This window comes from Pseudomonas sp. IT-P258 (assembly GCF_949767825.1).
GTDB classification, from domain to species: Bacteria; Pseudomonadota; Gammaproteobacteria; order Pseudomonadales; family Pseudomonadaceae; genus Aquipseudomonas; species Aquipseudomonas monachiensis.
This window is the reverse complement of sequence record NZ_CATKPU010000011.1, coordinates 182,452-197,466: the sequence shown is the minus strand read 5'-3', so window position 1 is coordinate 197,466 and position 15,015 is coordinate 182,452. Positions and strand designations below refer to the sequence as shown.

General features: G+C 61.0%; 13 protein-coding genes. 9 read left to right on the top strand and 4 right to left on the bottom strand.

All coding sequences use genetic code 11. The features are described 5' to 3' along the window. The first annotated feature begins 166 nt into the window (after positions 1-166). From ACM6G4_RS00930 to ACM6G4_RS00915, 4 genes are all read left to right on the top strand, one after another. Positions 167-883, top strand: a complete 717-nt coding sequence (locus ACM6G4_RS00930) for an MgtC/SapB family protein (RefSeq protein ID WP_414912818.1) — start codon at positions 167-169, stop codon at positions 881-883. A gap of 138 nt (positions 884-1,021) precedes the next feature. Continuing rightward, positions 1,022-1,423, top strand: coding sequence for a chemotaxis protein CheY (locus tag ACM6G4_RS00925; protein ID WP_414912817.1), 402 nt, complete (start codon positions 1,022-1,024; stop codon positions 1,421-1,423). Positions 1,424-1,531: 108 nt separating this feature from the next. Further along, positions 1,532-2,158, top strand: coding sequence for a response regulator transcription factor (locus ACM6G4_RS00920; RefSeq protein ID WP_056722608.1), 627 nt, complete (start codon positions 1,532-1,534; stop codon positions 2,156-2,158). Continuing rightward, entirely contained in the window at positions 2,159-5,386 is a 3,228-nt protein-coding gene (locus ACM6G4_RS00915) for a transporter substrate-binding domain-containing protein (RefSeq protein ID WP_414912816.1), read from the top strand. A 3-nt stretch (positions 5,387-5,389) separates the two neighbouring features. Here the strand turns inward: ACM6G4_RS00915 and dkgB are convergent, their stop codons facing one another. Together dkgB and ACM6G4_RS00905 are read right to left on the bottom strand one after the other, a co-directional pair. Continuing rightward, positions 5,390-6,193 carry a 2,5-didehydrogluconate reductase DkgB gene (gene dkgB / locus ACM6G4_RS00910; RefSeq protein ID WP_414912815.1) on the bottom strand — a complete coding sequence of 268 codons (804 nt, stop codon included), beginning with the start codon at positions 6,191-6,193 and terminating at the stop codon, positions 5,390-5,392. 258 nt (positions 6,194-6,451) lie between these two features. Further along, complete coding sequence (locus ACM6G4_RS00905; protein WP_414912814.1) at positions 6,452-7,360, bottom strand: LysR family transcriptional regulator; 909 nt, start codon at positions 7,358-7,360, stop codon at positions 6,452-6,454. A gap of 104 nt (positions 7,361-7,464) precedes the next feature. Here ACM6G4_RS00905 and ACM6G4_RS00900 point away from each other — a divergent pair, with 104 nt between their 5' ends. The 5 genes from ACM6G4_RS00900 to ACM6G4_RS00880 all read left to right on the top strand — a co-directional run bounded on the left by ACM6G4_RS00900 (position 7,465) and on the right by ACM6G4_RS00880 (position 11,985). Continuing rightward, entirely contained in the window at positions 7,465-8,331 is an 867-nt protein-coding gene (locus ACM6G4_RS00900; protein WP_414912813.1) for a pirin family protein, read from the top strand. A gap of 93 nt (positions 8,332-8,424) precedes the next feature. After that, complete coding sequence (locus ACM6G4_RS00895) at positions 8,425-9,108, top strand: isochorismatase family protein (RefSeq protein ID WP_056722596.1); 684 nt, start codon at positions 8,425-8,427, stop codon at positions 9,106-9,108. A gap of 56 nt (positions 9,109-9,164) precedes the next feature. Then, a complete protein-coding gene (ycaC, locus tag ACM6G4_RS00890; RefSeq protein ID WP_223446133.1) occupies positions 9,165-9,791 on the top strand; it encodes an isochorismate family cysteine hydrolase YcaC in 627 nt (208 codons plus the stop codon). Positions 9,792-10,010: 219 nt separating this feature from the next. Then, positions 10,011-11,453, top strand: coding sequence for a mechanosensitive ion channel domain-containing protein (locus tag ACM6G4_RS00885; protein WP_414912812.1), 1,443 nt, complete (start codon positions 10,011-10,013; stop codon positions 11,451-11,453). A gap of 91 nt (positions 11,454-11,544) precedes the next feature. Continuing rightward, the gene (locus ACM6G4_RS00880; RefSeq protein ID WP_056722587.1) at positions 11,545-11,985 is read left to right on the top strand and encodes a carboxymuconolactone decarboxylase family protein; all 441 of its coding nucleotides are present in this window, start codon (positions 11,545-11,547) and stop codon (positions 11,983-11,985) included. Between the two features lie 12 nt (positions 11,986-11,997). Here the strand turns inward: ACM6G4_RS00880 and ACM6G4_RS00875 are convergent, their stop codons facing one another. Further along, a complete protein-coding gene (locus ACM6G4_RS00875) occupies positions 11,998-13,590 on the bottom strand; it encodes a DHA2 family efflux MFS transporter permease subunit (RefSeq protein WP_056722586.1) in 1,593 nt (530 codons plus the stop codon). Next, complete coding sequence (locus ACM6G4_RS00870) at positions 13,587-14,708, bottom strand: HlyD family secretion protein (protein WP_414912811.1); 1,122 nt, start codon at positions 14,706-14,708, stop codon at positions 13,587-13,589. Before ACM6G4_RS00870 ends, ACM6G4_RS00875 begins: the two co-directional genes overlap by 4 nt. Between the last annotated feature and the right edge of the window lie 307 nt (positions 14,709-15,015).

The window sequence follows — 15,015 nt, the reverse complement described above, 5'->3', positions numbered from 1 at the left end:
CCTTTGTGGCGAGGGAGCTTGCTCCCGCTCGACTGCGTAGCAGTCGCAAAACCGGCGAGCGAGGTTTGCTGGAGGGACCGCATTGTCAGGTTTTGGGGCCGCTTCGCTGCCCAGCGGGAGCAAGCTCCCTCGCCACAAGGGGTGTGTGTTTTTCAAGGAGTTTCATATGCAAGCCATCAACAACCTCAACCTGGCCTCCCTGCTCGACACCCTGGTCAGCCTCGGCGCTGCCTTCATCCTCGGCGGCCTGATCGGTTTCGAACGCCAGTACCGGCAGCGCACCGCCGGCCTGCGCACCAATGTGCTGGTGGCGGTGGGCGCGGCAATTTTCGTCGACATGGCCACCCGGCTAGGCGGTGCCGAAGGCGCCGTGCGGGTCGTAGCCTACGTGGTTTCCGGCATCGGCTTTCTCGGTGCCGGGGTGATCATGCGCGAAGAGGGCAATGTGCGCGGCCTCAATACCGCCGCCACGCTCTGGACCTCGGCGGCGGTCGGTGCCTGCGCCGGCGCCGACCTGCTGGCCGAGGCGCTGCTTGGCACCTTATTCGTGCTGGCGGCAAACACGCTGCTGCGGCCGATCGTCAACAACATCAACCGTCAGCCGCTGGATGTGATTTCGGCGGAAGTCACCAACATCGTCTATGTCATTGCCCGGCGTACGCAGCAGAAAACCGTGCTGGCCTTGCTCGAAGCCGAGCTTGCGCGCTGCAACTATCCGGCCAGCGATGTCGACGTGCATGCCTTCGGTACGGATGAAATTGAAATCGAAGCCACCCTGGCGACCACCTCGGTCGATGGTGATGAACTGGATGAGCTGGTGGCACGGATTTCGGCCTCGTCCCTGGTGGTGCAGGCGTTCTGGAGTCCGAGTACCACGGAGTAAAGGTCAGGAGGTGCGATTGCGTTTCTCTGGCAGAGTCAGATTAACCGGAACTTATTTAGGAAAATTCCTACATAAACCTAGGAAGGTCTTCCGTAGGCTTTGCGACCTCTTGAAACCGACATCCTTTTGGAGGTCACCATGCCGAACAAATCCTTGCGCATCCTGATCGCCGATGCGCAGCACTTCAACCGTCTGCGGATCGAGCGGCTGCTCAATCAGCTCGGCTACTTTCGCGTGGCACCGGTGCAGAGTCTCGAAGAGCTCCTTCCTCTGGTGGAGTACGGTTGCGAACCTCTGGACCTGGTGCTCATCAATGGAGCGATGGCCAGTGAAGGGCTGGACTTGTTGAATTTCTTTCTCGACAACCCGCAGGTAAATCACGCGTTTATCTTCAATGAACGGCAGGCGTCGTTGCCGTCAGGCGTGGGCAACGTCCAGGTCAGCCAGGCCGCCCTGCCTGACCTGGCGTGCATTACGCAGTTGATGAGCGTCGTCAATCGTCGGCTACCGTTCGTCGGAACTGTCATTTCTGTCAGGTAGTTCTTTCCAGCCTTCCATGCAAAAGTCTATGCGCAGCGTTGTGCCCAACCGCTGCGGCGCCTGGAGGGCATTTTTTGCCCGATCGTGTTGTTTTGCACGGGAGTTGTCATGAAGTCAGCACTGATTGTGGAAGATCATCCGGTGGTTCGCTCCATGATCAAACTCGTACTCAAGGGGGAAGGGTTCAAGCAAGTATATGAAGCCTCCCGTGGCGATGAGGTCCTGGCGTTGGTCCGGGAGCATCAGCCGGATGTCGTGCTGCTTGATCTGGGCCTTCCTGGTGTGGCGGGGCTTGAGGTGATGGACCGAATCAAGGCCGAAAACACGCGATGTCGCGTGGTGGTGTTCACTTCACTGGAGGCCCAGTTCTATCAGGACCGCTGCATGCGTGCCGGGGCTGTTGCCTATGTTTCCAAGAGCAAGGACCTGGATGACTTGAAGGCAGCGGTGAATTCCGTGATGGCCGGCTACACCTATTTCGCCCAGATCCCCTCGAGCTCCGTGTCGATGGGGGAGTTGCAACGCAGCGAAAAGCAGTTGATCGAAAAGCTCTCCAATCGTGAGTTGACCATTTTGCAGTACCTGGCCCGGGGTTCGAAAAACCTGGAAATCGCCGAGATCATGCACCTGAGCTACAAGACCGTCAGTACCTACAAGACCCGACTCACCCTCAAGCTCAATATGAACTCGTCGGTGCACTTGAGGGATTTCGCCCTGCGCAATCATCTGATCTGAATGAACGCACTCCGACGACTGGCAGATGGGGTGTTGATTGGCCTTCTTCTTTGGGCATCGACGGCCTGTGCGCAACAGTCGTTGACCCTGTTGGGGCGCTCGAGTGTCGAAGGCCTGAGCGTCAGATTGTCGCAAACCGAGTTGCGCTGGCTGCAGCAAAAGGGCCGATTGGTGCTGGCCGTCTCGGCGCCGGACTATCCCCCCTTCGAGTTCAACACGGCGGGCAAGGTGTTCGAAGGCGTGACCGCCGATTACGCCGGGTTGCTCGAACAATTGTTGAACGTTGTCATCGAGGTCCGGCGTTATCCGTCGCGCGCCGACGCGGTGCAGGCGATCAAGGAGGGGCGGGCAGACCTGTTGGGAACGGCCAATCGGTTTGAAGCCGAAGATCCACAGCTGCAGATGTCCAGTGCCTATGCGGTCGATCAACCGGTGCTGGTCACCCGCACCGATTTCCCTCCGGTGCTCGACCCGACACTGGCCGGCAAGCGGCTGGTGATGCTGTATCACTACCTGCCCGAATACAGCGTGCAACAGTTCTATTCCAGGGCGCAGGTCCAGTTGTTTCCCTCGACACTGGCGGCAATGGGCGCCGTGGCGTACGGTCAGGCCGATGTCTACCTGGGGGATGCGATCAATGCCCATTACCTGATCAGCAAGAATTATCTGGATAATGTGCGACTGACGGACTTCTCGCCCATGGAGTCCGGGCGTTTTGCCTTTGCGATGGACCGCGACAACGATTCGCTGTTGCGCATCGTCAACAAGGCGCTTGCGGCCATCAGCACCAATGAGCAAATGAACATCCTGCGCCGTTGGGGGGCAAACGAGGTGTCTATCCCCGGTACCCAGTCCTTGCAATTGAGCGTGGCCGAACAGCGCTGGCTTGAGCGCCACCCGCGGGTGAAGGTCGCGATCAACGAAAATATCCCGCCCATTTCATTTATCGACAGCGAAGGCAGGTTTCGCGGGATTGGCATCGATGTGCTGGCGAAAATCAGTTTGCGCACCGGCTTGCAATTTGACATCCAGGGCATGAAGTCGGTGGCCCAGATGATGACCGCCATCAAGAGCGGGCAAATCGATGTGCTGGCCGGTATCGGCCTCAGTTCCCAGCGTGAAGATGAGTTGCTGTTCACCCGCGCGTTCCTGAGCAGCCCTTCGGTGCTGGTGACCCGCGTTGACACGGAAAGCCCCAGGACGCTGGATGATATGGCAGGGCGACCCCTGGCACTGACCCAGGGCAACATTGTTGGCGAGTACCTTCGCCAGCATTACCCGTTGATCCAGCTGGTGGATGCGCCCCTGTCGACGGACGCCATGGAAATGGTCGACCAAGGCAAGGCCCAGGGCGGCATCAACTCCTTGATCAGCGCCCGTTACCTGATTTCCCGGCAGTATCGCGATCGCCTGCAAGTGACCAGCACCGTGGGCACCGACCCTGCACGAAGCACCCTGGCGACCAGTCGCGGGGCCACCGAGCTGCATTCGATCCTGGACAAGGCGCTGTTGAGCATCCCTCCCGAAGAAATTGACGAGTTGACCCAGCCCTGGCGCTATGACGCGATGGTCGAGCAGAGTTACTGGCTGCGACACCGGCAGGCGATCGTGCAGGCATTTGCGGTGGCGGGTGTCTTGCTGTTGCTCGCGTTGGCGGGGATCGTCTGGCAGCGTCGGCAGATTCGCCAGCGTCAGCAATTGCTCGGGCAATTGCAGGAAGCCAAGGACGCGGCGGACGACGCCAACCGGGCCAAGACCACGTTCCTGGCCACCATGAGCCATGAAATCCGCACGCCGATGAACGCGCTGATCGGCATGCTCGAACTGGCGCTGAAGCGGGCCGATGAAGGGGAGACCGACCGCGCCGCCATTGAGGTGGCGTCCAACGCCGGGCAACAATTGCTGGATTTGATCGGTGACATTCTGGACGTTGCCCGGATCGAATCCGGGCATTTGTCGCTGGCGCCGGAGCGGGTCAATCTGCAGTTGCTGGTGACTTCGGTCTGCCGGGTTTTCGAAGGGCTGGCGGTGCAGAAGAGTCTGCAGTGGCGGGTCGAGCTCGATGAACACAGTGACCGTGACGTGATGCTCGACCCCACGCGCTTCAAACAGGTGTTGTCCAATCTGCTGAGCAACGCGATCAAGTTCACCCGGGAAGGCCAGGTAAGCCTGACGCTGCGAGTGCGACCTCAAGCCCCGGCGCACCTCGCCGTCAGCGTACGCATCGAAGACAGCGGCATCGGCATCAGCGCTTTCGACCAGCAACGTCTGTTCAGCCCGTTTGTGCAGGCAGACAACAACCAGCAGAGCGCCCGGCAAGGTTCCGGCCTGGGGCTGGTGATCAGTCGTACTCTGTGCGAAATGATGGGCGGCCGGTTGCAACTCGACAGTGAGCTCGGGCGCGGGACTCGGGTGGACATCAGCCTGGTGCTGCCTGTCCTGCAAGCGTTACCCGCGGGGGGCAAGCCCCTGGATTCGGCGCAGCTGACGACCCGGCCGTTGTCGATTCTGGTGGTCGACGATTATCCGGCCAATCGCCTGTTGCTCTCGCGGCAGCTGAGCTATCTCGGTCATCGCGTAGTGCTGGCCGAAGACGGGGCGCAGGGGCTTGAACAGTGGCGCGGGCAAGGGTTCGATCTGGTCATCACCGACTGCAACATGCCGCGGCTCAGTGGTTACGAATTGGCGGGTGCGATACGTGAGCAAGAGCGGGTGCAGGGGCTGTCATCAACGTTGATTCTGGGCTTTACCGCCAATGCACAGGCCGAGGAGAAGGCCCGATGCCAGGCGGCAGGCATGGACGATTGCCTGTTCAAGCCCATTCGCCTGGTGGATTTGCAGGCGTGGCTGGCCCAGCGGTTTTCCAGCGCACCCTCAACGGCTACCGACGACCATGGCGTCTGCGAGTTTGACTTGAGCGGGCTGGAACGCTACGCGGATGCGGACCGTGAGCTGATCGATCAACTGTTGCACGACCTGGCGCTATCCAACCGCGAGGACCGCATGCATTTGCTCGCCTTGCACACCGGCGGCAATCGCCCGGGCTTGCGGGAATTGGCACACCGGATCAAGGGTGGAGCGCTGATGGTGCGAGCCCACGCCCTGGTCGAGTGTTGCGAACAACTGGAGCAGGCGTGCAACGACGGCCGCGCGGCAATGATCGACGACGCCGTCGAGCGGTTGCAGCAGGCCATGGCCCGCCTGGACCGGCGTCTGGAGCAGGATTGAGGCTCAATCCCAGTTCGGTGCGATGCCTTTCGGGCTGGTCAAGCGGTGGCCGCGATCCAGCGATGCGATCAGGGCCATGTCGGCCTCGCTCAAGGTCAGTTCGCGAGCCTTCAAGTTGCTTTCAAGGTTGGCCCGGCGCGTGGACGACGGGATTACCGCGTAACCCGATTGCATGGCCCAGGCCAGGGTGACCTGCGCCGGAGTCGCGTGCAGGCGTTCGGCAATCTGCTGGATGAGCGGATCCTTCAGGACTTCACCGTAAGCCAGGGTCATGTATGAGGTGATGCCGATGCCCTGGCTGCGTGCGAACTCGACGATTTTGCGGTTTTGCAGGTAGGGGTGCAGTTCGATCTGGTGGGTGGCGATGTGCTCGGCACCGATGGCCGCGACTGCCTGTTTCATCAGGTCGATGGTGAAGTTGGACACACCGATCTGCCGGGTCAGGCCCAGGCGTTTGGCCTCGAGCAGGGCGCCCATGAATTCTGCGACCGGCACCTGATCGTCCGGCGACGGCCAGTGGATCAGGGTCAGGTCCAGGTAGTCGGTCTGCAGTTTGCGCAGGCTTTCTTTCAGGCTGTCGATCAGGCGATCACCGGCCAGGTTGGCGACCCAGATCTTGCTGGTGATGAACAGCTCTTCCCGGGCGATAGCGCTGGCGGCGATAGCCTCGCCGACGTCAGCTTCGTTCTCGTAGATTTGTGCGGTATCGATCACCCGGTAGCCGAGCGCCAGGGCGGTGCTCACCGAATCGATGACCACCTGGCCTTGCAAGCGAAAGGTACCCAGGCCGAAGGCGGGAATGGACATTGATGACTCCAGGGGTTGCAGTGGGAATGGGCGGCAGTATCCGCGCCTGCATCCGTGAGAAAAACCGCTGGAGCGGCAAAGCAATGTTTACCGGAAATCAAGAATCGGTGGCAGTCCGGTTTGGTGAGGGTGTCTGGTCTGACGCCTTCGTCGGAACGCCGCCCGGAGCAAGCCCGCTCCCACAGGGGAATGCATTCCAAATGTGGGAGCGTGCTCGCTCGCGAAGGCGGCGACTCGGTCTAAAGCCTTACCCCGACCCTAGGCAATATCACTGTGGCTGAATTCCTCCCCGAGAAAATCGATCAACGTGCGTACCGAGGGCAGCAAGCCCCGGCGCGAGGGGAAGATTGCATGGATGACACCGCTCTTCGGTGCCCAGCCCGGCACCAGTTCCACCAGTTGCCCGGCGGCGATTTCATCGCGCACCACCACACTGGGCAGGTGCACGATGCCGATCCCGGCGAGTGCCGCGTGGCGCAAGGCCAACAGGTCATCGGTGACCATGCGCGGGGCATGCCGGATCATCGCGGTACTGCCGTCGGCCCCGAACAGTTCCCACTGATATTCGCGCTGCGCCGCGCCCCAGTGCAGGCTCGGCAAGCCGCTGAGGTCGGCCGGGGAAGCCGGCGTCGACAGGCGCGATAAAAAGGCCGGGCTGCCGACCACGCTCTGGGTGCTGTTGCCCAGCACTTTCATCACCATGTCGGTGTTTTCCAGCGGCGGAAAGCGTACCCGCAGGGCAATGTCGAAGCCTTCGTGAATCAGGTCGACGCGGCGATTGGTGCTCTCGATGAACAATTCCACCAAGGGATACTTGAGCATATAGCGGGTCAGCATCGGCCCGACCCAGGAATTGAGCAGCGCCGTCGGGCAACTGACACGCACCAGGCCCTGGGGCTCTGAGCGATTGCGCTCGATCAGTTCGGCAGCGCTTTCCGCCTCCACCCGCATGGCCAGGCAGCGCTGGTAATAGGCCTGGCCGATTTCCGTCAACGAGCAATGCCGGCTGGTGCGGTGCAGCAGGCGCACGCCGAGGCGTTCTTCAAGCTCGGCGATACGTCGACTGAGCTTGGACTTGGGCATGTCGAGTGCCCGGCCGGCCGCGGCGAAACCGTGATGCTCCACCACCTGGGTGAAGTAGTAGAGGGTGTTGAGGTCTTCCACCATCGTTCTCCAAATAGAACGCTAAAGCTGATTTTTGCAGTCTAGCGCAGCAAAGGTCACGGTTTTAAGCTTTGTCCATGGCTTCACTCACCTCATCAGGAGACACCATGAAAAACATCATCGGTATCTACACCAGTCCACGGACCCATTGGGTGGGCGACGGTTTTCCGGTTCGCACGCTGTTTTCCTACGACAACCTGGGCAAACACATCAGCCCGTTCCTGCTGCTGGATCACGCCGGCCCCGCTGAATTCACCCCGACCAGCGAGCGACGTGGCGTTGGTCAGCATCCTCACCGTGGCTTCGAAACCGTGACTATCGTTTACAAGGGCGAACTGGAGCACCGGGACTCCACCGGCAGTGGCGGCAAGATCGGCCCCGGCGATGTGCAATGGATGACCGCGGCCTCGGGGATCCTGCATGAAGAGTTTCACTCCGAAGGTTTCGCCAAAAGCGGTGGCACCCTGGAGATGGTGCAACTGTGGGTCAACCTGCCGGCCAGGGACAAAATGGCCGACCCCGGCTACCAGACGATTCTCGACCGTGACATCCCGGCCATCGCCTTGAAAGACAACGCCGGCAGCCTGCGCCTGATCGCCGGTGCGTTCGACGGCCACAAGGGCGCGGCGCGCACCTTCACCCCGGTCGACGTGTGGGACATTCGTTTGAATGCTGGCAAATTGCTCACCCTTGACCTGCACGAAGGGCGCAACACCGCACTGGTGGTGCTGCGCGGCACGGTTCAGGTAAACGGCCAGGAATCGGTGCGCCAGGGGCAACTGGCGCTGTTCGACCGCAAGGGCGATCAGGTGACCCTCGAAGCCAGCGAAGACGCGGTGGTGCTGTTGCTCAGCGGCGAGCCGATCGACGAGCCGATCGTCGGTCATGGGCCGTTCGTGATGAACACCGAGCAGGAAATCCACCAGGCCTTCGCCGACTTCCAGTCCGGCCAGTTCGGCCGGATGCACGCTTAATTCGCAGCGCTGTTACACCCGACTCTACACAGGATGAGTAGGCCGGTTTTCAGGCCAGGGATGGCTGTTGCCCAAAAGAAAGAGGAAACGCACATGAACACTGTCTACGCGGCCAACTTCAACGGCCAGAAGCCGACCATCGACCCCAACGACAGCGCGATGCTGTTGATCGATCACCAGAGCGGACTGTTCCAGATCGTCAAGGACATGGACGTGCCCCAACTACGCGCCAATGCCATTGCCCTGGCCAAGGCCGCGACCCTGCTGAAGATGCCCGTGATCACCACTGCTTCCGTTCCCCAGGGGCCGAACGGGCCGTTGATCCCGGAAATCCACGAGGCCGCACCCCATGCGCAATACGTGGCGCGCAAAGGTGAAATCAACGCCTGGGACAACCCGGAGTTTCACGCGGCGGTCAAAGCCACCGGCAGGAAAACCCTGGTGATCGCCGGTACCTTGACCAGCGTGTGCCTGGCGTTCCCGTCCATCGCCGCCGTGCATGAAGGCTACAAGGTGTTTGCCGTGGTCGACGCCTCCGGCAACCACTCGAAACTGGCCACTGATCTGACCGTTGCCCGCCTGGCCCAGGCCGGGGTGGTGCCGATCGACATCATGGCGACGCTCTCTGAGCTGCAAGGCTCGTGGAACCGTCCGGATGCCGAGCAGTGGGCCGCTGTCTACGCCCAGGCCATGCCGCATTATCAATTGCTGATCGAGAGTTACCTCAAGGCCCAGCAAGTGGCGAACGAACACGAGGCGCTGGACTCCCAGCGCTGACCGGTGACCCCACGCCGATTTCCATTCGGCATCGATAACACGCGAGGACTACTGCAATGACCACTTCCTACAAGCGTCTGGACAAGGACAACGCCGCGGTTCTGATGGTTGATCATCAGGCGGGCCTGCTGTCACTGGTGCGCGACATCGACCCGGATCGATTCAAGAACAACGTGCTGGCCCTGGCCGACCTGGCCAAGTACTTCAAGCTGCCGACCATCCTCACCACCAGTTTCGAAACGGGCCCTAACGGACCGCTGGTGCCCGAACTCAAGGCCCTTTTTCCGGACGCGCCATACATCGCTCGCCCGGGCCAGATCAACGCCTGGGACAACGAAGATTTCGTCAAGGCGATCAAGGCCACCGGCAAGAAGCAACTGATCATCGCCGGTGTGGTGACAGAAGTGTGCGTGGCCTTCCCGGCGCTTTCGGCCCTGGCCGAAGGCTTTGAGGTGTTCGTGGTCACCGACGCGTCCGGCACCTTCAACGAACTGACCCGCGAATCGGCGTGGAACCGTATGACCGCTCAGGGCGCGCAACTGATGACCTGGTTCGGCCTGGCCTGTGAACTGCACCGCGACTGGCGCAACGATGTCGAAGGGTTGGGCACATTGTTCTCCAACCATATTCCGGATTACCGCAACCTGATGACCAGCTACAGCACGCTGGCAAACAGCAAGTAATCCAGCCAACACGCTTTCCCCTGTGGGAGCGAGCCCGCTCGCGATGACGGTAGAACAGGCACTGATGTAGTGACTGTCAGTCCGCCATCGCGAGCAAGCTCGCTCCCACAGGTTTTTTGGGTGTCCAGCCAGACGTGTTCAACCAGCCAAATCAATTCCACCTACACTGACGCCAATCCATGCGATCTTCGCGTTATTGGCCCTGGCTGGAGTTGTTAGATGCTGTCATTGCTCACCGAACACCCGCTGATTTGCGCGATGGCGCTGATCCTGATCGATCTTGGGTTGTGGTACTTGCTCAGTGCCTTTGGCAGCGCCTGGCGGCTGTTGGTGCGGGTGGTGATTTTCTCTTTGTTCAGCCTCTTGCTGTTCAACGAAGGCCTGAACCCGATGGAGCCGCCGCCCTGGCCTGACAACGTACCCTTGCATCTGGCGGCCACCGGCTTGCAGATCGGCTGGTGGTTGTTCGGTGCGCGGACCCTGACCGTGCTGATCGGCGCGGTAATGATGCAACGGGTCGGGCATACCGGGCGCTTGCTCCAGGACTTGCTAGGCGCGGTGATTTTTCTGATCGCGGTGATTGCCGCCCTGGCCTATGTGCTGGATCTGCCGGTCAAGGGCGTGCTGGCGACGTCCGGTGCGTTGGCGATCATCGTCGGCCTGGCCTTGCAAAGTACCCTCAGCGATGTGTTTTCCGGGATCGTCCTCAACACCACCAAGCCTTATCAACTGGATGACTACATCTCCATAGACGGCATGGAGGGCAAGGTCACCGACATCGACTGGCGTGCCACGCGTCTGCAGACCGCCCAGGGTTGCATGGCGGTGATACCCAACTCCCTGGCCGCCAAGGCCAAGATCATCAATTTCAGTCGGCCGAGCGATATGTTCGGCATCTCTGTTTCGCTGGAAGTGAGCCCCCACGCGCGGCCGAACACGGTGATCGAAGCCCTGGAACGGGCCATGCAGGGATGCCGCTTTCTGTTGGAGACACCGTCGCCGAGTGTCGGCATGAAAACTGCCGGTAACACCGGCGTGGTCTATGAAATCAGCGGGTTTGTCGCGCAGATGGACCAGAAGCGTTCGGTGCGCAATCAACTGTTCGACCTGGCCTACCGGCACTTGCAGGCGTCCGGCGTCAACCTGCTGTCGAGCGTGGAACCCAATCCGCCGGGCAACCTGTCGCGACCCCGGGCATTGCTCGACAGCTCGCCGATTTTCTCTACCCTGCGCCAGGAAGAGAAAGACACCTTCAGCCAGAACATGACCTTGCAATCGTTCCGCGCCGGGGAAACGATCCTGGAGGCGGGGGAGGTCAGTGATCACCTGTTCATCATCGAGTCCGGGGTGGTGACGGTGACGCTGACCCGGCACGGCGTACCTTTCGAGTCCGGGCGCATGGGGCCGGGGGAAGTGATAGGCGAGGCCGGGATCCTGGAGGACAGCTCGGTGCCTGCACGGTTTACCGCCAAGACCTTCTGTGGCCTGTACCGCATCGAAAAGTCCTACCTCAAGCCATGCCTGGATGCCCGTCAAGACATCAACGATGCAATGAAAACCTTGCTCGATTACCGGCTGCACAAGGCAAAAACCCTGACTCAGGACCTGCCGGTGGCGCAGGTGAAGAAGGGCTTTTTGCAGTGGTTGCGCAATCGGGTTTGAATGGCCTCCTCGACTTCTGAAGGATTGGCTATTTGTGCAGACCGGTCGTGGCACTAATGTAGTGACACACCCATTTGCCCTGGAACACACCATGAAAACCCGGATCGATTTCTACACCGCTTCCCCTGATGCCCTCAAAGCGATGATCGCCCTGGAAACAGCAGTGTCGAAATTGCCACTGGAAAAAAACCTGATCGAACTGGTCAAGCTGCGTACCTCGCAAATCAACGGCTGCGCCTTTTGCCTGGACATGCACAGCGCCGATGCGCGCAAGGGCGGTGAGTCCGAGCGTCGCCTGGCGACGCTGTCGGCCTGGCGCGAAACGCCGTTCTTCACCGAGCGTGAACGCGCCGCACTGGCCTGGACCGAATCCCTGACCCTGATCAGCCAGACCCACGCCCCGGACGAAGACTATGAACTGGCTAGCGCCCAGTTCGATGCCAAGGAATTGGTCGACCTGACCGTCGCCATCACCACCATCAACGCCTGGAACCGCCTGGCCATCGGCTTTCGCAAAATGCCCCAGGCCTGACCCGCAAAAACATCAATGAGCATCGGCACTCGGCGCGGCCGGTGGTTGCACCTTGCGCATCAGGGGCACCATCGCCGTGGCGATAATGAAGCAGACCATGATCATCAGGAACGCATCGCCATAGGTTTGCGTCTGGGCTTCGCGGTATGTCAGCAACCATAGCTGATGCAGGCTGGCAGTCACCCCTGCGTCACCGCTCTGGCCAAAGGCGGCAAAGTTGTTGCCGACCTGGGACAGCCATTGGTTGAGTGCCTCGTTGGTGCTGTTGAGGTTCTCCGCCAACCGGGTGAAGTGCAGATTGGTGCGGTCGTTGAGAATGGTCGCACACGCAGCGATGCCGATAGCCCCGCCCAGGTTGCGCATCAGGTTGAACAACCCCGACGCATGCTTTAGCCGCGCCGGTGCCAGGCCGCCAAGGGTCAAAGTCACCGCCGGTGGTACCGCCAATTGCTGGGCAATCCCGCGCAAGGCTTGCGGCAGCATCAACTCCTTGGCCCCCCAGTCATGGGTGATCGGGCTGAAATCCCACATCGATAACGCGAACAGCCCAAGGCCGGTCATCATGATCCAGCGCAGGTCGATGCGGTTGGCCAGAAAGGCATACAGCGGAATCGCCATGATCTGGAACACCCCGGTGGAGAAAACCGCCAGACCAATGTCCAGCGCTCCGTAGCCACGCACCCGGCCGAGGAACAGCGGCGTCAGGTAAATGGTGGCGAACAGGCCGATGCCGGTGACGAACGAGAAGAAACAGCCGAGGGCAAAGTTGCGATCCTTCAAGGCGCGCAGATCGACAATCGGATTGGCCACGTGCAAGGTCCGGCCGATGAATGCCAGTCCGGCCAGGCCGCTGATCCATGCGGTGGTCAGGATCGTGCGGTCACTGAACCAGTTCCAGCGCGGGCCTTCTTCGAGGGTGTATTCCAGGCAGCCGAGGAACAGCGCCAGAAACACCATGCTCAAGTAATCCGCGCCTTTGAGCAGCGACAGTTCCGGCTGGTCGATTTTCACCAGCATCGGCACGGCCACGGCGACAAAGATGCCGGGGAGCAGGTTTATGTAGAACAGCCAGTGCCAGGAGGATATGTCGGTGATCCAGCCACCGATCACCGGCCCCAGGGTCGGTGCCAGGGACGCCACTGCGCCGATGGTCGCGGCGGCGATCACCCGTTGCTTGCCGGTGAAGAACACGAAGGCCGTGGTGAACACCAGTGGAATCATCGAGCCGCCCAGAAACCCTTGCAGGGCACGGAAGGCAATCATGCTCTGGATGTTCCAGGCCACGCCGCACAACAGGCTGGCCAGGGTAAAGCCCACCGCCGATGCGCAGAACAGCCAGCGCGTCGAGAACACCCGGGACAGCCAGCCCGACAGCGGGATCACGATGATTTCGGCGATCAGGTAACTGGTTTGCACCCACGCGGTTTCGTCGGTGCCGGCGGAGAGCCCGCCGCCGATGTCACGCAACGAAGCCGAGACGATCTGAATATCCAGCAGCGCAATGAACATGCCGATGCACATGCTGGCAAAGGCGAAGACCTTGGTCGCCGTCGCCATGCTCGCGGCATTGAACGGTTGCGCCGGGGCGGCAAGGGCGCGACTCATGGTGCGCTGGCCACGGCTGGCGCCTCAGGCTCCTTGCGCGTGTCCACTTCAGCGGTCACCGACAACCCCGGACGCAGGTGGCCGAGCACACTGTCGGCCGGGTCGAGGTGAATCCGCACCGGCACCCGCTGCACGATCTTGGTGAAGTTGCCGGTGGCGTTTTCCGGTGGCAACACACTGAATTGCGAACCGCTGGCGGGGGCGAGGCTGTCCAGGTGACCGTGGAATTCCTGCCCCGAGAGCACGTCGGCACGGATCACTACCCGTTGCCCCGGCACCATGTGTGCCAGTTGGTCTTCCTTGAAGTTGGCATCGACCCACAGGCCGCTGGTCGGCACCACCGAGAGCAATTGCGAGCCGGCCTGGGCATAGGCGCCGACCCGGGCCCGGCGATTGCCGATCACACCGTCGACTGGTGCCTTCAGTTCGGTGTAGCCGACATTCAATTGCGCCAGGTCGCGCTCGGCCTTGGCCTGGATCAGGGCGGCCCGGGCTTGTTGTTTCTGGGTGTCGATCACATTCAACTGGCGCTGCGCGGCCAGCAATTCAGCCTGGGCGCGGTTGCTTTGGGCCTGGGCCGTCTTGAACGTGGCGTTGGCCCGCTGGGCGCTTTCCACCGAGACGGCGTTGGTGGTCACCAGTTTTTTGTAGCGGCTATCATCGTCCCGGGAGCGGGCGGTTTCGGCACCGGCGGCGTCGATGCCGGCACGGGCCTGGCCGATGACGGCCTGTTGCAGTTGTTCGGTGGCTTCTAGGTTGGCGAGCAGGGCTTCTTCGGCGGCCACTGCGCCTTCGGCCTTGGCCAGGTTGGCGCGGTAGTCGCGCGAATCGAGACGGATCAGCACATCGCCGGCCTTGACCTTCTGGTTGTCGGTCACCAGCACTTCGTCGATGTAACCCGCCACCTTTGGCCCGATCACCGTAACGTCGCCGCCGATGTAGGCGTCGTCGGTTTCCTCGATGAAGCGCCCGACGCTCCACCAATGCGCACCGTACACACCAGCCAGCACCAGTGCCGCGATACCAACGGTTGGCAACAGCAGGCGTTTGAGCAGGGGAGGTTTTGCTGGTTTCACCGGGGCGTCCAGATCGGGTTCTACGGTGGACATGCTGGTCATGGAGGGGTACCTGTCGGGGCGGCGTTTAATTATGATGGCTGTAATATGATGTATGTAATATTTCGTGACAAGTGGTTTTTGCTGCCGGTCGTCAGGTGGAGTTCTGATCAGGAAGACTCATTCATGGCCACTGTCGAGATGCCGAGGATTTTTTTGCTGTTGTAGGCAGAGTCTTAGGGCGTTGTGGTCTGCCGCATAATTCGGAAACACCCTACACGCTCATTAGAAGCGTCCTATATCAACCATTGTCAGCTTCTTGAAAGCTTCCCGGCGCTCGAGCGAGGGCGGCAACGAAGCCTCCCCGCCT